This window comes from Streptomyces sp. NPDC030183 (genome assembly GCF_055573455.1).
The window spans coordinates 15,213-34,175 of record NZ_JBVIBK010000034.1 but is presented as its reverse complement, the minus strand read 5'-3'; the positions used below and the strand labels follow the sequence as shown (position 1 = coordinate 34,175).

General features: G+C 73.5%; 19 protein-coding genes. 14 read left to right on the top strand and 5 right to left on the bottom strand.

Annotated features, from left to right (window positions below; genetic code table 11):
* Positions 1-52 precede the first annotated feature (52 nt).
* Positions 53-1,018: a pirin family protein gene (locus ACZ4Z2_RS32320; RefSeq protein WP_468080887.1), complete on the bottom strand. Its 966-nt coding sequence runs from the start codon at positions 1,016-1,018 to the stop codon at positions 53-55.
* Positions 1,019-1,104: 86 nt separating this feature from the next.
* Here ACZ4Z2_RS32320 and ACZ4Z2_RS32315 point away from each other — a divergent pair, with 86 nt between their 5' ends.
* The 3 genes from ACZ4Z2_RS32315 (at position 1,105) to ACZ4Z2_RS32305 (ending at position 2,573) form a co-directional block, all read left to right on the top strand.
* Positions 1,105-1,614: a MarR family winged helix-turn-helix transcriptional regulator gene (locus ACZ4Z2_RS32315; protein WP_468080885.1), complete on the top strand. Its 510-nt coding sequence runs from the start codon at positions 1,105-1,107 to the stop codon at positions 1,612-1,614.
* On the top strand, positions 1,611-2,102 hold the full coding sequence (locus tag ACZ4Z2_RS32310) for a MarR family transcriptional regulator (protein WP_468080883.1): 492 nt from the start codon (positions 1,611-1,613) through the stop codon (positions 2,100-2,102). The genes ACZ4Z2_RS32315 and ACZ4Z2_RS32310 overlap by 4 nt, the downstream gene beginning before the upstream one ends.
* Positions 2,103-2,225: 123 nt before the next feature.
* Complete coding sequence (locus tag ACZ4Z2_RS32305) at positions 2,226-2,573, top strand: tetratricopeptide repeat protein (protein ID WP_468080882.1); 348 nt, start codon at positions 2,226-2,228, stop codon at positions 2,571-2,573.
* Between the two features lie 48 nt (positions 2,574-2,621).
* Here the strand turns inward: ACZ4Z2_RS32305 and ACZ4Z2_RS32300 are convergent, their stop codons facing one another.
* Entirely contained in the window at positions 2,622-4,055 is a 1,434-nt protein-coding gene (locus ACZ4Z2_RS32300; RefSeq protein ID WP_468080880.1) for a PepSY-associated TM helix domain-containing protein, read from the bottom strand.
* A 192-nt stretch (positions 4,056-4,247) separates the two neighbouring features.
* On the opposite strand from ACZ4Z2_RS32300, the gene ACZ4Z2_RS32295 reads away from it, so the two are divergent.
* Positions 4,248-4,904 carry a peptide deformylase gene (locus ACZ4Z2_RS32295; protein ID WP_468080879.1) on the top strand — a complete coding sequence of 219 codons (657 nt, stop codon included), beginning with the start codon at positions 4,248-4,250 and terminating at the stop codon, positions 4,902-4,904.
* Between the two features lie 42 nt (positions 4,905-4,946).
* Here the strand turns inward: ACZ4Z2_RS32295 and ACZ4Z2_RS32290 are convergent, their stop codons facing one another.
* Positions 4,947-6,404, bottom strand: coding sequence for a dihydrolipoyl dehydrogenase family protein (locus tag ACZ4Z2_RS32290; RefSeq protein ID WP_468080878.1), 1,458 nt, complete (start codon positions 6,402-6,404; stop codon positions 4,947-4,949).
* Positions 6,405-6,532: 128 nt separating this feature from the next.
* Between ACZ4Z2_RS32290 and trxA the strand changes: the two genes are divergently transcribed.
* Positions 6,533-6,919, top strand: a complete 387-nt coding sequence (gene trxA / locus ACZ4Z2_RS32285) for a thioredoxin (RefSeq protein WP_468080876.1) — start codon at positions 6,533-6,535, stop codon at positions 6,917-6,919.
* A 56-nt stretch (positions 6,920-6,975) separates the two neighbouring features.
* Here the strand turns inward: trxA and ACZ4Z2_RS32280 are convergent, their stop codons facing one another.
* Positions 6,976-8,010, bottom strand: a complete 1,035-nt coding sequence (locus tag ACZ4Z2_RS32280) for a LacI family DNA-binding transcriptional regulator (RefSeq protein ID WP_468080875.1) — start codon at positions 8,008-8,010, stop codon at positions 6,976-6,978.
* An 842-nt stretch (positions 8,011-8,852) separates the two neighbouring features.
* Between ACZ4Z2_RS32280 and ACZ4Z2_RS32275 the strand changes: the two genes are divergently transcribed.
* The 5 genes from ACZ4Z2_RS32275 (at position 8,853) to ACZ4Z2_RS32255 (ending at position 13,224) form a co-directional block, all read left to right on the top strand.
* On the top strand, positions 8,853-9,347 hold the full coding sequence (locus ACZ4Z2_RS32275) for a helix-turn-helix domain-containing protein (protein ID WP_468080873.1): 495 nt from the start codon (positions 8,853-8,855) through the stop codon (positions 9,345-9,347).
* A gap of 26 nt (positions 9,348-9,373) precedes the next feature.
* Complete coding sequence (locus ACZ4Z2_RS32270; RefSeq protein ID WP_468080871.1) at positions 9,374-10,798, top strand: amidase; 1,425 nt, start codon at positions 9,374-9,376, stop codon at positions 10,796-10,798.
* 53 nt (positions 10,799-10,851) lie between these two features.
* Positions 10,852-11,076, top strand: a complete 225-nt coding sequence (locus tag ACZ4Z2_RS32265) for a hypothetical protein (RefSeq protein ID WP_468080870.1) — start codon at positions 10,852-10,854, stop codon at positions 11,074-11,076.
* A gap of 150 nt (positions 11,077-11,226) precedes the next feature.
* The gene (locus ACZ4Z2_RS32260; protein WP_468080869.1) at positions 11,227-12,630 is read left to right on the top strand and encodes a flotillin family protein; all 1,404 of its coding nucleotides are present in this window, start codon (positions 11,227-11,229) and stop codon (positions 12,628-12,630) included.
* Positions 12,631-12,777: 147 nt separating this feature from the next.
* Positions 12,778-13,224 (top strand): type II toxin-antitoxin system PemK/MazF family toxin, encoded by a 447-nt coding sequence (locus ACZ4Z2_RS32255; protein WP_468080867.1) that lies wholly within the window; start codon positions 12,778-12,780, stop codon positions 13,222-13,224.
* Here ACZ4Z2_RS32255 and ACZ4Z2_RS32250 read toward each other — a convergent pair.
* The gene (locus tag ACZ4Z2_RS32250; protein WP_468080866.1) at positions 13,221-14,144 is read right to left on the bottom strand and encodes a TIGR02452 family protein; all 924 of its coding nucleotides are present in this window, start codon (positions 14,142-14,144) and stop codon (positions 13,221-13,223) included. The two genes, ACZ4Z2_RS32255 and ACZ4Z2_RS32250, sit on opposite strands and share 4 nt — an antisense overlap.
* Before the next feature lie 300 nt (positions 14,145-14,444).
* On the opposite strand from ACZ4Z2_RS32250, the gene egtA reads away from it, so the two are divergent.
* The 4 genes from egtA to egtD are packed head-to-tail and all read left to right on the top strand — an operon-like array spanning position 14,445 to position 18,830.
* Positions 14,445-15,719 carry an ergothioneine biosynthesis glutamate--cysteine ligase EgtA gene (gene egtA, locus ACZ4Z2_RS32245; RefSeq protein ID WP_468080864.1) on the top strand — a complete coding sequence of 425 codons (1,275 nt, stop codon included), beginning with the start codon at positions 14,445-14,447 and terminating at the stop codon, positions 15,717-15,719.
* Positions 15,716-17,062: an ergothioneine biosynthesis protein EgtB gene (gene egtB / locus ACZ4Z2_RS32240; protein ID WP_468080863.1), complete on the top strand. Its 1,347-nt coding sequence runs from the start codon at positions 15,716-15,718 to the stop codon at positions 17,060-17,062. The genes egtA and egtB overlap by 4 nt, the downstream gene beginning before the upstream one ends.
* A complete protein-coding gene (gene egtC, locus ACZ4Z2_RS32235; RefSeq protein ID WP_468080861.1) occupies positions 17,062-17,871 on the top strand; it encodes an ergothioneine biosynthesis protein EgtC in 810 nt (269 codons plus the stop codon). Before egtB ends, egtC begins: the two co-directional genes overlap by 1 nt.
* Positions 17,868-18,830, top strand: coding sequence for an L-histidine N(alpha)-methyltransferase (egtD, locus tag ACZ4Z2_RS32230; RefSeq protein WP_468080859.1), 963 nt, complete (start codon positions 17,868-17,870; stop codon positions 18,828-18,830). Before egtC ends, egtD begins: the two co-directional genes overlap by 4 nt.
* Positions 18,831-18,963: the final 133 nt, after the last annotated feature.

Sequence of the window (18,963 nt, the reverse complement as noted above, 5' to 3'; positions counted from 1 at the left end):
CACCGACAGCACGTCACCCGCCCAGCACCGAATGATCAGCTGTTTCCGCAGGTCAACGGAGCCTTCCCCGAGGCTTCAAAGGCGTCGGCGGCAGCTCGGGCGCGGGCAGCGGAGCCCCGTCATACCCCTTCACCACCCCGAACCGGGAGCCTTCCATCCAGTCCCGGCGGGCCTGTTCGATCTCCTGCTGGGAGCGGCCGATCCAGTTCCAGAACATGATCAGCTCCTCCTCGAAGGGCTCGCCTCCGAGGAGCATCACGGACGCGTCCGAGTCGGCGCGGAGGGGGAGTTCGGTGCGGCCGCAGCCGAGGTAGAGCATGGAGCCGGGGAGGACGGGCACCCCGTCGACGTGGGCCTCGCCGGACATGGAGAGGACCGCGTACTCGAAGTCGGGTTCGAGGGGGAGTCGGACGTCCGCCCCCTGCGCGAGGCTGAGGTCGGCGCCGACGATCGGCGTGAACGTCGTACCGGGCGAGGTCGCTCCGTCGAGCGAGCCCAGGATGAGGGTGGCCTTCAGGCCGGGCGCAGTGACGACCGGCAGCTCCGCGTGGTGCTCGAAGCGCGGGTCCGTGTGCCGGTGCTCGTCCGGCAGGGCGACCCACAACTGGGCGCCGTGCAGGAAGCGGGCGTGCGACCTGGGGCTCTCCTCGGAGTGGCTGATGGCCCGTCCCGAGGTCATCAGACCCAGCTCACGCGGGCGGATCGTCTCCAGGCTGCCCGTGGAGTCGCGGTGCAGCACCTCGCCCTCATGGAGCCAGCTGACGGTCTGAAGGCCCATGTGCGGGTGCGGCGGCACCTGCATACCGGGCTCGTCCGCGATGTCGTCCGGCCCGTAGTGGTCCACGAACGCCCACGCGCCCACCATGCGGCGCCCCAGGTTCGGCAGCAGGCGCCGCACTTCCGTGGACTCGCCCAGTTGCACCCGGCGGGGGCTCAGCAGCTCCCGCACGGGTTCGGCGACGACGAATCCCCGGCCGCCGCACACGCTCGGCACGGCCTGACGGTCAAGATTGCTCATGCCGCTCAACCTAGCCCCCGGTCGGCCCCTCCGTCAGACCGACAAGATAGTAGCCATGGCTATAGTAGCCATGTACGGTATCGACTATGAGTTCGGCTTTCGAGGGCGCGACGCCCGGATTCCTGGTGTGGCGGTTGTCCATGAAGTGGCGGGTCGCCGTCGACCGCGCGGTGGCCCCGCTGGGGCTGACCCACGCGCAGTACGCGCTGGTGGCCTCCCTGCACGGCATGCAGCGGGCCGGACTGCGGCCGAGTCAGCGCCAACTCGCCGACCACACAGGGCTGGAGGCGCTGTACGTGTCCAAGCTGGCCCGCGCCCTGGAGACCGCCGGGCTGCTCGAACGCACCCGGGATCCCCGCGACCCGCGCGCCGTGCGGTTGGCCCTCACCGAGGAGGGGCGCGACGTCACCCGCCGCGCCATCGACGTCGTCCAGGGGCTGCTGCACCAGCTGATGGAGCCGCTCGGCGGCCTCGACGGCGCCCGCGCGCAGGAGTTCACCCGTGACCTGACCATCCTGCTCGACGTCCCCCTCGCCCCTCCGCCATCCCCTCCCACTCCCACCGAGCACACCGAGCACTCCGAGGAGCAGTCATGACCGACACAACGACCACCCCGCCCACCGCGGCCCCCGCTCCCGCCCCCACCCCCGTCGACAGCCGCGCCATCGGTCTCGCCCACTACGCCGCCCGTGCCGTCCTGGAGAGCGTGCTCGCCGGGTACGACCTGACGTTCCGGCAGTCGGTGGCCCTGCGGCTCGTCGCGGTCGCCGACGGGCCCGTCGCCCGCGACCGACTCGTGGACCAGGTCGTCGACTCCTTGAAGATCGACGCGGCGGAAGCACGGGGCGTCGTGGACGAGTTGGTCGCGGCGGAGCTGATGGCGCCGGTGGCCGGCCCCGCCGAGCCGGGCCTCGTCGGGATCACGGACGCCGGACGGGAGGTGCACGAGAAGACCACGGCCGAGACCGGGGTGGTTGGGGCGAGGATCTACGCCGGTATCCCCGCGGAGGAGCTCGCGGTCACGGGTCGGGTGCTGAGCCTCGTCACCGAGCGCGCCAACGCGGAACTCGCGGCTTTGCGCTGACTCGCCACTCGACGAGCCGCGATTCCCTCCCCCGTTTCCCCTCCTCTCTCCCTTCCCCACCCCCGCAGAGTTAGTGGAATATTCAACCGACGTGGGGGGTTCTGGGCGTCGAAGGAGGTCACAGTGGACACGACGTACTACGACCACGGGACACCGGCCGAGCGCTGGGAGCGCGCGCGGATGTTCTTCGACGCCGAGGAGTACGCGGCCGCCGCGCGCGTCCTCGGCGCACTGGTCGAGGAGGTGCCGGAGCAGACCGGCCCCCGGCTGCTGCTGGCCCGCGCGTACTACCACTCCGCCCAACTGCGCCGCGCCGAGGACGAGTTGCGCGTCATCGTCGAGCGCGATCCGGTGGAGCACTACGCCCGGCTGCTGCTGGGCCGCACCCTGCAACGGCAGGCCCGGCACGCCGAGGCGGAGCCCCACCTGCGGCTCGCCTTGGCCCTCGCGGGCGACTTCGAGCGGCTGTGAGAAAGCCGGAGCAGGGCGTGGGAACAGGGCGCTGCCCTGCTCCGTGCCCTACTCGGCGCCTTGCTCCACGCCCTGCTTCGCCTCGCTCCGGCCCCCGTACGTCCGCTTGCCGCGGCGGTGGGCGATCTCGCCCAGGATCACGTCCACGACGATGAACGCGGCGAGCGGGATGCCGAGGAGCGGGACGAAGTAGCCGAGGACGGCGACGGCCGCCAGCGCGGGGACGAGGAGCTGCGGCGGCACCTGCTGCCAGGCGCCGCGCGGGATCGGGCGGCCGAACGCGGAGGCGCGGCCGCGCTGCCACCACATGCGGTAGCCCCAGAGGATCAGCAGGACCAGCGAGGCCGCCAGCGCGATCAGCAGGAGCTGGTTGACCAGGCCGAACAGGACGCCGGTGTGGGCGTCGATGCCCCAGCGGGTCAGCTTGGCCAGCACCGGGAAGTCCGCGAACCGGAGGGTGTCGGTGACCTCGGCGGTCGCCGGGTCTACGGCCACCGCGTCCTGTTTGGTGGGCCAGCTGCGCTGGACCTGCTTCACGACGTACGCGGAGGACGCGTCGGCGGGCGGCACGATCTCGACCGGGTCGCCCAGGCCCTCCGCGCGGGCGGCGGCGAGGATCCTGTCGAGGTCGCCCTCCGCGGCGGCCCCTCCCTCCGCCGCGCCGGCGTCATGACCGCCGTGGTCACCCGCCGCGGCCGAGATGGCCGGGGTGGCCTGGCGCAGTTCGGTGCGCAGGACGTCGATGTTGGCGCCGGCGTACGCCGACCAGGTCAGGCCCGTCGCCGACAGGAAGAAGAACCCGGCCGCGGCCCACACGCCGACCGTGCCGTGCAGACCGAGGATGCGGCGGCGGCCGCTGGTGCCGCGCACCTTGCGCTGCGCCCGACGGCGGCCGAACCAGAGGACCAGACCGCCGGCCGAGATGACCCACAGCCAGCTGGCGGCGAGTTCGCTGTACAGACGGCCGGTCTCACCGAGGTGCAGATTGGCGTGGAACTTGTCGATCCACGTCCGCAGCGGCAGCGCGCCGGTCGCCCCGTACTGCTCCAGCGCCCCGCGTACCTCCGCCGTGTACGGGTCGACGAAGACAGCGAGCGTGTCGGTGTCGTCGACGCCCTCGACCCCGGACAGCAGCACCCTGGTCGTCGCGTCGTCCTCGGGTGAGGGGCGCACGGCGGCGATGGCGCCCTCGGGGTGCGCCTTGCGGGCGGCGGCCACCTGCTCGGAGATCGGCAGCTTCTCGTCGCCCACCTTCGCGACGGTCATCTCGTCGGCGTAGACGACCTTTTCGATCTGGAACGAGGCGGCGTACAGCCCGCCCGTCAGGGCGGCGACCAACAGGAACGGGGCGACCAGGACGCCCGCGTAGAAGTGCAGTCGCAGCACGAGCGGCCGGAGGGAGGCCCAGGCGCTCCTGGTCGCGCCGTCGGGCGTGACGGGTTTCCGGGTCTCGTCCGTCTCGGTCGAGGGGGCGATGGTCATCGGCGGCTGCTCCGGGATACGGGGACAAGGACAGGGACGGGGACGTCGTGGCGGTTCAGTAGTCGGAGCGTGAAGGCGTCGAGTTCCCGGGGATACGTGTGGCGTGGGTCACATAACCGGTCCGCGGTGCGTGCCCCTCGATACCGGGAGAGCCGCCTCGCGTCGCGTCATCCCGGTTGGCATGCTGGCTCGATGGCTTCCGAACGAGAGCGCACCGAGTCCCGCCCCTTGAGCGACCTGGTCGAGGAACTCCTCGCCCACGAGGGCCCGCTGCCGATCGTGGCGGCGGGCGATCCGGTACTGCGCCGCACGGCCGAGCCCTTCGACGGTCAGCTCGACCCCGGTCTGCTGGCCCGTTTCGTCGCCGCGCTGCGGGCCACCATGCACGCGGCGCCCGGCGTCGGCCTCGCCGCACCCCAGGTAGGGGTGTCCCTGCGGATCGCGGTGATCGAGGACCCGGCGCCGGTGCCCGAGGAGGTGCGGCTGGCCCGGGGCCGGGTCCCCCAGCCGTTCCGCGTCCTGGTCAACCCGTCGTACGAGGCGGTCGGGCCGTACCGTGACGCGTTCTTCGAGGGCTGCCTGAGCGTTCCGGGGTGGCAGGCCGTGGTGGCGCGGCACGCCAAGGTCCGGCTGCGGGCCCTCGACGAGCGGGGGCGGGCGGTGGACGAGGAGTTCTCCGGGTGGCCCGCCCGTATCGTCCAGCACGAGACGGACCACCTGAACGGCACGCTCTACCTCGACCACGCCGAGCTGCGCTCCCTGTCCTCGAACCAGGCGATGGCCGACCGCTGGAACGACCCCACCCCGGCCCGCGCCGCCCGCGCCCTCGGCTTCCTGCTGCCCGACTGACCGCCCGACTGACCGCCCGACTGAGGGGCGCGGCGGGCCGGTTCAGCCCCGGTACGCCTCCAGCAGTCGCAGCCAGATCTCGCTGATCGTCGGGTACGACGGGACCGCGTGCCACAGCCGGTCGACGGGGACCTCCCCGGCGACGGCGATCGTGGCCGAGTGGATGAGTTCACCGACGGCGGGGCCGACGAAGGTGACGCCGCGGAGGATCTCCCGGTCCAGGTCGACGACCATCCGGGCGCGGCCCCGGTAGCCCTCGGCGTACAGCCCGGCGCCGGCCACCGAGGAGAACTCGACGTCGACGGCGCGGACTCGGTGGCCGGCCCGCTCCGCCTCGGCGAGGGAGAGGCCGACGGAGGCGGCCTCGGGGTCGGTGAAGACGACCTGCGGGACGGCGCGGTGGTCGGCGGTGGCGGCGTGGGCGCCCCAGGGGTCGCTCTCCAGGATCGGGACACCGGCCGCGCGGGCGGCGATGGCGGCTCCCGCGATGCGCGCCTGGTACTTGCCCTGGTGGGTGAGGAGCGCCCGGTGGTTGGCGTCGCCGACCGCGTAGAGCCAGTCGCTGCCGGTCACCCGGAGGCTGTCGTCGACGGGCAGCCAGGCGCCGGGTTCCAGGCCGACCGTGTCGAGGCCGATGTCGTCGGTGCGCGGGGCGCGGCCGGTGGCGAAGAGGATCTCCTCGGCCTCCAGTCGGTCCCCGGCGTCGGTGAGTGCCACGACGATGCCGCTCTCGCGGGTCACCGACGTCACGGACGTACCGGTGCGGACGTCCGCGCCCGCCTCGGTGAGCGCCTCGGCGACCAGTTCACCGGCGAAGGGTTCCATGCGGGGCAGCAGGCCCTTGCCGCGGACGAGGACGGTGACCTCGGAGCCGAGGGCGCGCCAGGCCGTGGCCATCTCGACGGCGACGACACCGCCGCCGACGACGATCAGCCGGCCGGGCACCCGCTGCGCGCTGGTGGCCTCGCGGCTCGTCCAGGGCTTCACCTCCGCCAGCCCGGGCAGCTCGGGCAGGACGGTGCGGCTGCCGGTGGAGATCACCACCGCGTGCCGGGCGGTGAGGACGTGCCGTGCGCCGTCGGGAGCGTCGACGACGACCCGGCGGGCCCCGGCCAGCCGGCCGTGGCCGCGGTGGAAGACCGCCCCGATGCTCTCCAGCCAGGCGACCTGGCCGTCGTCCTTCCAGTCGGCGGCCTCGTAGTCGCGGTGGGCGAGCACTTCCGCGGCGTCCAGCGGGCCCTCGACGAGGTGGCGCAGGCCGGGTACGCGGCGGGCGTCGGCCCGGGCGATCGCGGGGCGCAGCAGGGCCTTGCTGGGCATGCACGCCCAGTACGAGCACTCGCCGCCGGCGAGTTCGCTCTCCACGACCGCGGTGGACAGGCCGGCCGCGCGGGTGCGGTCGGCGACGTTCTCCCCCACGGGTCCGGCACCGAGCACCACCACGTCGTACATGGTCCCCGCGGTGTCCTCGTCGTTTTCGGTGTGTTCCGTATCCGTCATGGGGCCAGTCTGGTTGGTGGTGTGCGCCGTGGCCACATGGGTACGCGCGCGGAATACGCCACCGGCGGGTGGCGTTGTCGACAGCGGCTCGCCCCGAGCACCGACACCCAGGAAGAGGGATGCACGCCATGAGCAGCACCGTGGAGCTCACCAAGGAGAACTTCGACCAGACGGTCACGGACAACGACTTCGTCCTGATCGACTTCTGGGCGTCCTGGTGCGGGCCGTGCCGTCAGTTCGCGCCGGTCTACGAGAAGGCGGCCGAGGACAACCCGGACCTGGTGTTCGGGAAGGTGGACACCGAGGCGCAGCCCGAGCTGGCCGCGGCCTTCGGCATCCAGTCCATCCCGACGCTGATGATCGTCCGTGACCAGGTCGCCGTGTTCGCGCAGCCGGGGGCGCTGCCCGAGGCCGCGCTGACCGATGTGATCGGGCAGGCCCGCAATCTGGACATGGACGAGGTCCGCAAGGCCGTCGCCGCCCAGCAGGCGCAGGTCGAGCAGAACGGTCAGTAGCCGGCGGGCCCGCGACACCGGCGGCCGGCCGCCCCTGGCGGGACCGGCCTGGCGGGTCAGCTCGATTCGCGGTGGACGATCCGTGCGCCGAGCACATCGTGGGTCGTGGGCACCATGGCCGGGTCGCGGACCGCGCGGTCGACCAGTTCCGCGAGGTCGCGGCCGGACGGCAGTTCGATGTGGACCGTGCTGAGGCGGGGCCGCAGCAGGCGGCCCAGCATGAGGTCGTCGGCGCCGACGACGGCCGTGTCGTCGGGGACGCCGATGCCCTCGTCCCGCAGGGCCCGCATCACCAGCATCGCGTACTCGTCGTTGTACGCGAACACCGAGTCGAGACCGAGGGCGCGCCAGCGCGCGGCGAGCCGGCCCGCGGCCTCCTCGTCGTAGGCGAGGGGCAGTTCGGTGACCGTCGCCTCGGTGCCCCGCACCGCGCGCCGTACGCCCGCGAGCCGGGGCCGGGAGAACACCCCGAGGCCGGGCTCCTCGGGCACGACGACGCCGATACGGCGGTGCCCGCGCTCGACCAGGTGCCGTCCGGCGCTCTCGCCGACGACGCCGTGGTCCAGGAGGAGCACGTGGGCGCCCTCGACGGGTTCGGGGCTGAGGGTGACGACGGCGCGTGCGCCCGAGCGCTTCAGGATGGCCACGCCCTGCGGGCCGAGCCCCTCACCGGGGACGATCACCGCGACCGGGCGCAGTTCGGCCCAGGCGCGGGCCGCCTCGTCGCCGCGCAGACCGACGCCGCCGTACTGCACGACGGTGTAGTCGAGGCGGCTGAGGGCCCACTGGAGATCGTTGATGAACTGGCTGTAGAGCGGCCCTATGGGCACGTTCGGGGTCGGCATGAGGACCATGCGGCTGTGGCCCGCGCGCAGACTGCGGGCGGCCGCGTGCGGTACGTACCCCAGCTCCTTCGCGGCCTCGTGGACGCGGCGGCGGGTGGGTTCGCTGATGCGGACGGCGCTGGTGTTGTTGAGGACGTAACTGACGGTCGCTCGTGAGACACCCGCCAGGCGGGCCACATCGGCGCTCGTGGGCACGGACCGTTGCAGCGGCGCGGGCGGGGCGGGCTCTTTCGGTATCTGCACCATGACGACGGCATCCTTGCAGAAGCTGTGAAGGGCGTTCCGGCCGGGGGAGTTCCGGCCACACGGGAGCTCGGGGCCGGGCCGTACGCGGGCTCGGTTCGGGCGACCGATCTTTGTGGCTGGGCAGTTTGGCGAATATGTTCGAAAGCTGTTCGGTCCTGCGACCATTTCGCGCCATCTCCGTGAAGGTGGGGTGATGGCGGCGTTTGGTGTACCACCGCCGCGTGCCGTGCGCCGCCCCCGCCGTACGCGCCCGCCCTCGGTCCCGGGGGCGTGGTGGCGTCCCGGGCGGGCCGTGGGGCGCGGTTGCGCTGGCAACGGGGCCGGTCGGCTGCTCGGGAGGCCCGGGGAGCGGAACCCCGGGCGGGTGGGAGAGAGTCGGCCGCGATGCCCGGCGGGGATCTCCCGGAGAGGTGTGCGGGGCCGCGCGGTCGGCGGGAGCGGGTGCCGGTGCGGCCGCTACCTCCGCGTAACACGCCAGAGCTATGGCGTGAACTGTGTGTTGCGTATGCCTCGGCGCGGACCGTTCGCGGTCTCGCCCCCGACGCCGCACGCCTCTCGGTCTCGCCCCCGACGCCGCACGCCGTCTCGGTCTCGCCCCCAGCGCCCGCGCCCGCGTCGTGGCTCCCCTCGGCGGACGGCCCCGCGTCCTGGTCGTCGGCGTGGGAGCGCCCCGGCAGCGGGCCGCACCGTGGCGCCCCGGCCGGAGCGGCCGAGGGGATCGAGGGCGGGCCGGGGTCGGGCCGGTGGTGGCCGGGCCCGGCCTGCCGCGGTCGTGGGCCGCCGCCAGGGTGGCCTGCGGTTCACCGCCGAAGGCACGGCCCGCGACCCCGGGGGGGCGGGTGGTGCACGCGGAGGATCCGGACGGGCCGGCGCTGCTCGCCGGGCCGGTCGTCCCGGGAGGTGAGCCGCCGCCGGACGTGCGAGAACTGGAGAAGGCCGCGGCGGACGCCCCGTGGATGCCGGCCACGCTGCACGCCGTCGCGTCCACGGCGAGCCTGGGGGCGGCGAAGGCCGAGGTGAACGTCCACCATTCCACTTACCAGGACCGTTTGACCCACGCCGGGTCCCTCCTGGGCCGGCCGGTCCGCGACCCCCACGGCCGGCTGCGGCTGCGACTGGCCCTCACCCTGCGGCGCTTGGCGCGGGGCCAGGAAGAAGGCGGGGCGGGGCGGGGCGGGGAGACGGGGTCGCGGGGCGCGCGTGGAGGCGTCCGGGGGCCGGCCGGGCGGGGGCCGGCGTCGCCGTACGCCGACCGGGTCAGCCGCGAACCGCCGTGGTCACCAGGGAAGTCGCGCTTCCCGTACCGCCGCCCGGACCCGGACGTTACCGTTCGGTAGACAACCTGCTTCCGGAGGTGTTCCGTATGGCTGCCGACCGTGCCCCGGGTCTGGCGGAGAGTGCCCGTGCGCTGGCCGCCGGGGAGGTGACGTCGCGTGAGCTGGTCGAGCGGACCCTCGCCCGGATCGAGGCCAGTCAGCCGACGGTCAACGCGTTCCGGCGGGTTCGCGCCGAGGCCGCGCTGGTGGAGGCCGAGGCGGCGGACCGGGAGCTGGCGGCGGGCGGACGGCGGCCGCTGCTGGGGGTGCCGGTGGCCGTGAAGGACGACATGGACGTGGCGGGCGAGCCGACCGCGTTCGGCTGCCGGGGCGAGTTCCCGTCGCTGCCGGAGGACGGCGAGGCGGTACGGCGGCTGCGTGCGGCGGGGGCGATCGTGGTCGGCAAGACCAACACGTGTGAGCTCGGCCAGTGGCCCTTCACCGAAGGACCGGCCTTCGGCGCCACCCGCAACCCGTGGCACCCCGAGCACACTCCCGGCGGCTCCTCGGGAGGCTCCGCGGCCGCCGTCGCGGCGGGGCTGGTGCCGGGCGCGCTGGGGTCGGACGGGGCGGGCTCCATCCGTATCCCCGCCTCCTGGACGCACCTCATCGGCATCAAGCCGCAGCGCGGCCGTATCTCGACCTGGCCGCGCCCGGAGTCCTTCCAGGGCATCACGGTCAACGGCACCCTCGCCCGCACGGTCGCCGACGCCGCCCTCCTGCTCGACGCGGCCGCCGGCAACCACGAGGGCGACCTGCACCGGCCTGACGCCATCGACGCCTCCGGGGCCGTGGGGCGTGATCCGGGGCGGCTGCGGATCGCGCTCTCCCTGAAGCCGCCGTTCACCGCGCTGCCCGCACGGCTGGATCCCCGGGTGCGGGAGAAGGTCCGCGCGGTCGCCGAACGGCTCGCCGCGCTCGGGCACGAGGTGGAGGAGGCCGAGCCCCGCTACGGCCGGATCGGGCTCACCTTCGTCCCGCGCGCCACCGCCGGCATCGCCGAACACGTCGGCGGGATCGCCCGGCAGGACCTCCTCGACCGGCGCACCCGCGACGCCGCCCGTCTCGGCCGGCTGCTCGCCGGGGCGCCCCTGCGGATGGCCCGCCGCGCGGAGGCCGCGCTCCACCAGCGCATCGGCGCGCTCTTCACGACGTACGACGTGCTGCTCGCGCCGACCACCGCCGCTCCCCCGCCGCGCATCGGCGCCATGATCGGCCTCGGCGGGCTCGGCACCGACCGGGCGATGATCGCCGCCTGCCCGTACGCCTGGCCGTGGAACGTGCTGGGCTGGCCCGGGGTGAACGTACCGGCCGGGTTCGTGGACGGGCTGCCGGTGGGCGCGCAACTGCTCGGCCCGGCCAACAGCGAGCCGCTGCTGCTGTCGCTGGCCGCGCAGCTGGAGGCGGACCAGCGCTGGCACGAACTGTGGCCGCCGGACGCGACGACTCCCGCCGAGTCTCCGGTGGTGTGAGCGCTACGGCCATCCCGCGAGGGGGCCGGCCGGCGGGGTGCGACCCGTACGCTGTGACCATGGACGAAGCGTCGATGGTCGGGCTGATGGGACGGGTGACCGGTGCGGTCGGTCCCGGGCTCGTCGGCGAGGTGATCGTCCGGGTGCGCGGTGGGGCCGAGCACTTCCTGGCGTACCCCGCCTCCGCGAAGGACCGGATCGAGCCCGGGACCCTGGTGACGGTGATCGAGTATCTGCCGCCGCGCACGGTCTACGTCTCGGCGGCGTACGGCAGTTGACGGTCCGTCGGGGGTGTCGGCCGCTCCCGCGATGACGGTTCGCATCAAGACTGCAACAACGGTCCGTGCGGCTCTGTACCCCGGCCCGGCCCCTTGGGACACTCCCGACGTTCGGTGCCGAAAGGGCACCTGGCCAAGGGGGGTGTGCCGATGTTCATCGGCATCATCGCGGGGGCGACCGTAGCGGTGGCTCTGGTACTGATCGCTCTGTTCAAGCTCATGTGGCGTGTCGCCGAACCGAACGAGGCCCTGATCATCTCCGGCTCCAAGCACAAGATGGAGGGCCTGACGGAAGGCATGAACTTCCGTATCGTCACCGGGCGCGGCACGCTCGTGCTGCCGGGCATGCAGGCGGTGCGCAAGCTGTCGCTCGACCTGAACCAGACCGAACTGGCCGTGGAGTGCGTGACCTTCCAGGGCATTCCACTGAAGATCCGGGGCGTGGTCATCTTCAAGGTGGGCGACGACTTCGTGTCCATCGCCAACGCCGCCCGCCGCTTCCTCGGCCAGCAGAAACGGGTCTCGGAACGGGTGCACAACGTGTTCGCCGGTCATCTCCGGTCCATCGTGGGCGGATTGACGGTCGAGGACATGATCCGCGACCGGGAGAAGCTGACCGGCCAGACCCGGGCCGCGTGCGGGACCGAGATGGAGAAGCTGGGGCTGATCGTCGACTCGTTGCAGATCCACGAGATCGAGGACCCGACCGGCTACATCAAGAACCTCGCCATGCCGCACGCGGCGGCCGTCCAGCGGGACGCGCGGATCGCGCAGGCCGAGGCGAACCGGCTCGCCACCGAGGCCGAGCAGCAGGCCGCGGCGCGGATGGCGGAGGCCACCCGGGACAGCGAGATCCTCCAGGCCGGCTACCAGGCGGAGCGGGACAAGGCCGCGGCCCAGGCCAAGCAGGCCGGGCCCCTCGCGGAGGCGGGAGCCCGGCAGGAGGTCGTCGTCCAGGAGACCCGGGTCGCCGAGCTGGAGGCGTCGCGGCGTGAGCAGCAGCTCCAGGCGGACGTGCGCAAGCCCGCGGACGCCAAGGCGTACGAGAAGCGGACCCTCGCCGAGGCCGACCGCGACGCCCGTATCTCCGCCGCGCAGGCCAAGGCCAAGGAGACCGAACTCGCGGCCGCCGCCGAGGCGAACGCGACCCGCGCCACCGGTGAGGCCGAGGCCGCCGCCCGGCAGGCCAAGGGGCTCGCGGCCGCCGAGGCCACGCGCGCGAAAGGGCTCGCCGAGGCCGAGGGCATCAAGGCGCGGGCCGCCGCGCTGGCCGAGAACCAGGAGGCGGTGATCGCGCAGCAACTGGCCGAGCAGTGGCCGGAGATCGTGCAGGCGGGGGCGTCCGCGTTCGGCAACGTCGACAACATGGTGCTGCTCAACGGCGCCGACGGCATGGCCGACATGTTCGCCAAGGCGCTGACGATGGGCGGCACGGGTCTGGGGCTGGCCCGGCAGTTGCTGGCGTCCATGAACCAGAACGGGGCACCCGCCGCCGCCAAGGCCGGCGTCAACGGGCTGCCGGTGGAGAAGGTGCCGGTGGACCGGGAGTCCTAGGGCGTGTCCGACAATTCGGGTCGTCGCCCGGAGGGCGGACGACGGGGCTTCGCGGGGGCGCCGTCGTCGCTCGTGCCCATGCGGCCGGGCCGCGCATCGCTACGGGGCCCGCGCTCCCCTGTCGGGGGCGCGGGTTAGCGTTGCCCCGTGACTGCGTTTGCCGATGAGGACGTTCCCGGGCGTTACGGCCCCTCCGCCACCACCGAGGCCGACCCGCGCGAGGTGGGGCGCGTGCGCACCGAGTACTCGCCCGCGCACGACGGGGACCCCGACCCCGGGGAGATCGTGTGGACCTGGGTGCCGTTCGAGGAGAACGACGGGCGGGGCAAGGACCGGCCCGTGCTGGTGGTGGCGCGGGAGCCGGGCGGGACGTTGCTCGCCGTGCGGCTGTCCAGCAAGCGGCATGACGGCGACCGGGAGTGGGTGCCGATCGGCAGCGGCCCGTGGGACCGTTCGGGGCGGGCGTCCTGGGTGGACGTGGACCGGGTGCTGCGGCTGCACGAGGCGGGGATGCGGCGGGAGGCGTGCGCCCTGGACCGGATGCGGTTCAACTCCGTCGTGCACCGGTTGCGGGAGCGGTACGGCTGGCGTTAGCCGACTCGGCTCGCGCGCGGGGGCTCGGCCGGCGCTCCAAAGGAGCCGGTGCGGAACTCCCGTTCGAACGCGGCCCGGACCGTCGCACCCTTCGCGCGGTCCAGGACGCCGAACACCACGTGCTCGAAGTGGTCCTCGAACCGGCCGCCGTCCGTGAGGAGCGCGCGGAAGGCGGTCGCCACGTGCGCCGGGTCGTTGCCGAAGACGCCGCAGCCCCAGGCGCCCAGGACCAGCCGCCGGTAGCCGTTCGCGGCGGCGGTCTCCAGGACCCGTTCCGCGCGGACGGCCAAGGCGCGCGGCAGCTCGCCGGCGCGCTCCGGCGCCGTACGCCGGATGACCGACGCGTTCGGGGCGGCGGAGGTCAGGAAGCCGACCGTGTACGGGGCGGGCAGCAGGTCACCGCGGTCGTCGCGGAAGACGGGCACGGCCGGTGAGTGGATGACACGGTCGGTGTAGAACGGGTCGCGGTGGGCGCGGTGGTGGTCGTAGAAACCGCGGGCCTCGCGTACGCAGGCGTACAGGGCGGAGGCCCGGCAGAGGGCCTCCTCCTGGGCCTGGGCGCCGTTCAGATAGCCGCCGCCCGGGTTGCGGGCCGAGGCGAAGTTGAGGACCGCGACGGGGGCCGTGCCCGTGAGGCGGCGGGCGGCCTCCAGACTGCTCTCGCCGGTGACCTCGATCCGGGGCCGCACACGGCCGGCCGCCGACGTGCCCAGCGCCTCCGGGGCGACCGGTTCCGCGGCGATCGACTCCAGGGCGATCTGTTCCGGGGCGATCGGTTCCGGGCCGTACAGGCGCGTGCCCGCGCGGGCGGCGTCGACCAGCGCCGCGATCGACACCTCGCGGCCGTCCGGCGCGCGGTAGCGCCCCGCCGCGACGATGTCCTCGGTCTCCCGTGCGATGCCTCGCAGGCGCGCGCTCATGGCGCCACCCCCGTGCGCGCCACGAGCGCCGCCCGCGTGCGCTCCCCCGTCGTGCTCATGGACGCATCGTGGGCGATGCTGAGTGATGACCGCAACGGAGTTTTCCTGGCGTGAATGGCCCTCGACGGGTGCGGGAAGAGGTGCCTGAAGTTCCCGGAAACAGAGATCGACGATCCGCATTGCCACGATCTGCACCCTTGTGCGAACCGTAGCCCAGGGGTTTGGGTGGGACGAGCACCGCCGGTCCGGCCCTCTCGGTAGCGGACCGGCGACATGGTGGAATCTCAGGAGGATCCCGACATGTCAGATTCGGCTAGTGGCTGTACGGAGCAGCGCTCCATGGTCACCGAGGCGGAGGTGGAGGCCCTCGTACGGGGCATCTGCTTCAAGACCGGACCACCCCGCACCCTCGGTGTCGAACTCGAATGGCACGTCCATGAGCTGCGCGATCCGCGGCTCCCCGCGACACCCGCACGACTCGAAGCGGCCTACGCCGCACTGCGGACCCTGCCCCTGGCGTCGTCGCTGACGATCGAGCCGGGCGGCCAGCTGGAGCTCAGCTCCGCTCCCACCGCCTCCCTGATGGAGTGCGTCGGGTCCGTCTCCGCCGATCTGGACGCCGTGCGCGCGACGCTGCGCGAGGCGGATCTCGGCATCAGCGGCTTCGGCCATGATCCGTGGAACCCCCCGGCGCGGTATCTGCACGAGCCCCGGTACGACGCGATGGAGGTGTACCTCGACCGCTTCGGGCCCGAGGGCAGGGCCATGATGTGCTCGTCGGCGTCCGTGCAGGTGTGCCTCGACGCCGGGTACGAGGAACCGGGCCCCCTCGGCTACGAGCGGCGCTGGTGGCTGACGCACCAGCTCGGCGCGGTGCTCCTCGCCGCCTTCGCGCACTCCCCGCTGGCGCGGGGCCGGGTCACCGGCTGGCGTTCGACGCGGCAGTCGCTGTGGGCGGCGATGGACCCCGGCCGTACGACGGCCCCGCAGCTGGACGGCGATCCGCGCGGCGCCTGGGCGCGGCTGGTGCTGGACGCGCCGGTGATGTGCGTCCGGGCCGACGAGGGCCCGTGGGGTGTTCCGGGCGCGATGACGTTCCGGGAGTGGATCCGGTCCGACACCCCGCCGAGCCGTGCCGATCTCGACTACCACCTGACGACGTTGTTCCCGCCGGTACGGCCGCGGGGCCATCTGGAGCTCCGCATGATCGACGCGCAGCCGGGTGAGGACGGCTGGCTCGTGCCGCTCGCCGTGACGACGGCGCTGTTCGAGGACCCGGACGCCACCGAGGTGGCCTATCGGGCGGTCAAGCCCCTTGCCGAGCGGGCCGGTTCGCTGCGGGCGCCACGCAATCCGCTGTGGATCGCGGCCGCCCGTTCGGGCCTGGCCGACCCCGAGCTGCGGGAGGCGGCGGCCGTCTGCTTCGCCGCGGCGGCCGAGGCGCTGCCGCGGCTCGGCGCGGACAGCCGCGTGCGGGACGCCGTCGCGGAGTTCACCGACCGCCATGTGGCCCGGGGCCGCTGTCCCGCCGACGATCTGCTCGACCAGTTGCACGGGAAGGACATCCCCGCATGACCGCGCCCGAGACGCAGGCCCCGACGCACGACGCCGACCCCGACATACTGCGGGAGCGCGCGCTCGAGGCGCTGACCACGGCCCGCGCCCGCACCGCGCTCCTCACCTCCGCCGTCGACGAACGCGACCTCACCGCGCAGCACTCCCCGCTGATGTCCCCGCTGGTGTGGGACCTGGCCCACATCGGCAACCAGGAGGAGCTGTGGCTGTTGCGGAACGTCGCGGGGCGGGAGGCGATGCGCCCCGAGATCGACGGGCTGTACGACGCCTTCGAGCACCCGCGCGCCGAGCGGCCCTCGCTGCCGCTGCTGCCCCCGGAGGAGGCCCGCCGCTATGTCGCCGAGGTGCGCGGCCGGGCCCTGGACGTGCTGGAGGGCACCGATTTCCACGGCACCCGGCTCACCGAGGCGGGCTTCGCCTTCGGCATGATCGCCCAGCACGAACAGCAGCACGACGAGACGATGCTGATCACCCATCAGCTCCGCCGGGGCCCGGCCGCCCTGTCGGCGCCCGACCCCGGGCCGGCGCCGCTGTTCACGGGGCCGACCGAAGTCCTCGTCCCGGGAGGGGAGTTCATGATGGGCACCTCGACCGAGCCCTGGGCGCTGGACAACGAGCGGCCGGCGCACCGGCGGGTCGTGCCGCCGTTCCACATCGACACCACGCCGGTGACGAACGGCGCGTACCAGGCGTTCATCGAGGACGGCGGTTACCAGGACGAACGCTGGTGGACGGCCCGGGGCTGGGACCACATCCGCGCGCACGGCATCGACGCGCCGCTGTTCTGGCGGCGTGACGGCCGGCAGTGGCTGCGGCGGCGCTTCGGCGTCACCGAGGTCGTGCCGCCCGACGAGCCGGTGCTGCACGTGTGCTGGTACGAGGCCGACGCGTACGCCCGCTGGGCGGGGCGGCGGCTGCCCACGGAGGCCGAGTGGGAGAAGGCCGCCCGCCACGACCCGGTCACCGGGCGCTCCACGCGCTACCCGTGGGGCGACGCCGACCCGACGCCCGACCACGCCAACCTGGGCCAGCGCCACCTCCGCCCGGCCCCGGCCGGGAGCTACCCGCAGGGCGCGTCCCCGCTGGGCGTACGGCAGTTGATCGGTGACGTGTGGGAGTGGACGTCGAGCGACTTCCTGCCGTACCCGGGGTTCACGGCGTTCCCGTACAAGGAGTACTCGGAGGTGTTCTTCGGCCCCGAGTACAAGGTGCTGCGCGGTGGTTCGTTCGCCGTGGACCAGGTGGCGTGCCGGGGGACGTTCCGCAACTGGGACTATCCGATCCGGCGGCAGATCTTCAGCGGGTTCCGCACGGCCCGTGACGCGTCCCCGGAGGCCGTCTGATGTGCCGTCACGTGGCCTATCTGGGCCCGGAGGTGCCGCTGGGCGCGGTGCTCAGCGAGCCGGAGCACGGTCTGTTCCGACAGTCGTGGGCGCCGCGCCGGCAGCGGTACGGGACCGTCAACGCCGATGGTTTCGGGGTCGGTTGGTATGCCGAGGGCGACCCGGTGCCGGGCCGCTACCGGCGGGCCGGGCCCATCTGGGGCGACCTGTCCTTCACGGATCTCGCCCGGGTGGTGCGTACGGGGGCGCTGCTCGCCGCCGTACGGGACGCCACGGTGCCGGGGGCGGACCAGGAGGCCGCGGCGGCGCCGTACGCGGGCGGGCCCTGGCTGTTCAGCCACAACGGGGCGGTCGCCGGGTGGCCCGGGTCCCTGGCGCCGCTGGCCGGTGGGCTGCCCGCCGTGGAGCTCCTGTCGATGGAGGCCCGCAACGACTCCGCGTTCGTGTGGGCCCTGGTCCTGAACCGGCTGCGGGCCGGTGACGAGGAGGGGCAGGCGCTGGCCGACACGGTCCTGGAGGTCGCGCGGGCGGCCCCCGGGTCGCGGCTCAACCTGCTGCTCACCAGCGGCGGCACCATCACCGCGACGGCGTGGGGCGACACCCTGTGGTACCTCGCCCGGCCCGGTCGCGGCACCGTCGTGGCGTCGGAGCCGTACGACGACGACCCCCACTGGGTCGAGGTCCCCGACCGCACGCTGCTCACGGCCGACCGCACGGACGTCCTGCTCACCCCGCTCAAGGAACCGGAGGAAGCCGGGCGCCCCGGCACCGACCCAGTCCCCGCACCGCCGAAGGAGTCCCCTGCGTGAGCCCGTTCCACCTCACCCGCACGCTGCCCGAGGACGCCACGGACGCGGCTCTGCGCGCCGACGTCCTGAACGGCCTCACCCGTACACCGAAGACGCTGCCGCCCAAGTGGTTCTACGACGCGCACGGCAGTGAACTGTTCGAGCGCATCACCGAGTTGCCCGAGTACTACCCGACCCGTGCCGAGCGGGAGATCCTCCTCGACCGGGCCGGGGAGATCGCCGCGGCGAGCGGTGCGCGCACGCTCGTCGAGCTGGGTTCCGGCTCGTCCGACAAGACTCGGCATCTGCTGGACGCGATGCCCGGGCTGCACGCGTACGTGCCGGTCGACGTGAGCGAGAGCGCGCTGCGGCAGGCCGGTGAGGCGCTGGTGGCCGAGCGTCCGGGGCTGGAGGTGCACGCCCTCATTGCGGATTTCACCGCCGGGATCCGGCTGCCCGAGATGCCGGGGCCGCGGCTGGTGGCGTTCCTCGGCGGCACGATCGGCAACCTGGTGCCCGAGGAGCGGGCCGCGTTCCTGGACTCCGTCCGGGCCCTGCTGTCGCCCGGCGACGCGCTGCTGCTGGGCACGGACCTCGTCAAGGACGAGGCGGCGCTGGTCGCCGCGTACGACGACGCGGCGGGGGTGACCGCCGCGTTCAACAAGAACGTGCTGTCGGTCATGAACCGTGAGCTGGGAGCGGACTTCGATCCCGGCTCGTTCGCGCATGTCGCCCTGTGGGACGCCGAGCGGGAGTGGATCGAGATGCGGTTGCGGTCGCGGACCGCGCAGACCGTGAAGATCCCCGCCCTGGATCTCGCCGTCGACTTCACGCCCGGCGAGGAGCTGCGGACGGAGGTGTCGGCGAAGTTCCGAAGGGAGGGAGTGACAGCCGAACTGGCCACCGCGGGCCTGCACCTGACCCATTGGTGGACAGACACGAAGACCCGCTTCGCACTGTCCTTGAGCGTGGCGGGGTAGTTCCCGTCCCAGACGTCTCCGTGAGGCTCGTGAAACCCCGTCCTCCGTCGTGAGGGCGGGGTTTCGGGCGCGAGCGGTGGTCAGCTGGGGGTCTCGCCGGTGAACGCGGCCGCCCCAGCTTCACCTCTGCCCA

Coding starts and splice junctions, on each gene's coding strand:
- ACZ4Z2_RS32320 (WP_468080887.1), bottom strand. CDS start 1,018: ATGAGCAATCTTGACCGTCAGGCCGTGCCGAGCGTGTGCGGCGGCCGG.
- ACZ4Z2_RS32315 (WP_468080885.1), top strand. CDS start 1,105: ATGAGTTCGGCTTTCGAGGGCGCGACGCCCGGATTCCTGGTGTGGCGG.
- ACZ4Z2_RS32310 (WP_468080883.1), top strand. CDS start 1,611: ATGACCGACACAACGACCACCCCGCCCACCGCGGCCCCCGCTCCCGCC.
- ACZ4Z2_RS32300 (WP_468080880.1), bottom strand. CDS start 4,055: ATGACCATCGCCCCCTCGACCGAGACGGACGAGACCCGGAAACCCGTC.
- ACZ4Z2_RS32295 (WP_468080879.1), top strand. CDS start 4,248: ATGGCTTCCGAACGAGAGCGCACCGAGTCCCGCCCCTTGAGCGACCTG.
- ACZ4Z2_RS32290 (WP_468080878.1), bottom strand. CDS start 6,404: ATGACGGATACGGAACACACCGAAAACGACGAGGACACCGCGGGGACC.
- trxA (WP_468080876.1), top strand. CDS start 6,533: ATGAGCAGCACCGTGGAGCTCACCAAGGAGAACTTCGACCAGACGGTC.
- ACZ4Z2_RS32280 (WP_468080875.1), bottom strand. CDS start 8,010: ATGGTGCAGATACCGAAAGAGCCCGCCCCGCCCGCGCCGCTGCAACGG.
- ACZ4Z2_RS32270 (WP_468080871.1), top strand. CDS start 9,374: ATGGCTGCCGACCGTGCCCCGGGTCTGGCGGAGAGTGCCCGTGCGCTG.
- ACZ4Z2_RS32260 (WP_468080869.1), top strand. CDS start 11,227: ATGTTCATCGGCATCATCGCGGGGGCGACCGTAGCGGTGGCTCTGGTA.
- ACZ4Z2_RS32250 (WP_468080866.1), bottom strand. CDS start 14,144: ATGAGCGCGCGCCTGCGAGGCATCGCACGGGAGACCGAGGACATCGTC.
- egtA (WP_468080864.1), top strand. CDS start 14,445: ATGTCAGATTCGGCTAGTGGCTGTACGGAGCAGCGCTCCATGGTCACC.
- egtB (WP_468080863.1), top strand. CDS start 15,716: ATGACCGCGCCCGAGACGCAGGCCCCGACGCACGACGCCGACCCCGAC.
- egtC (WP_468080861.1), top strand. CDS start 17,062: ATGTGCCGTCACGTGGCCTATCTGGGCCCGGAGGTGCCGCTGGGCGCG.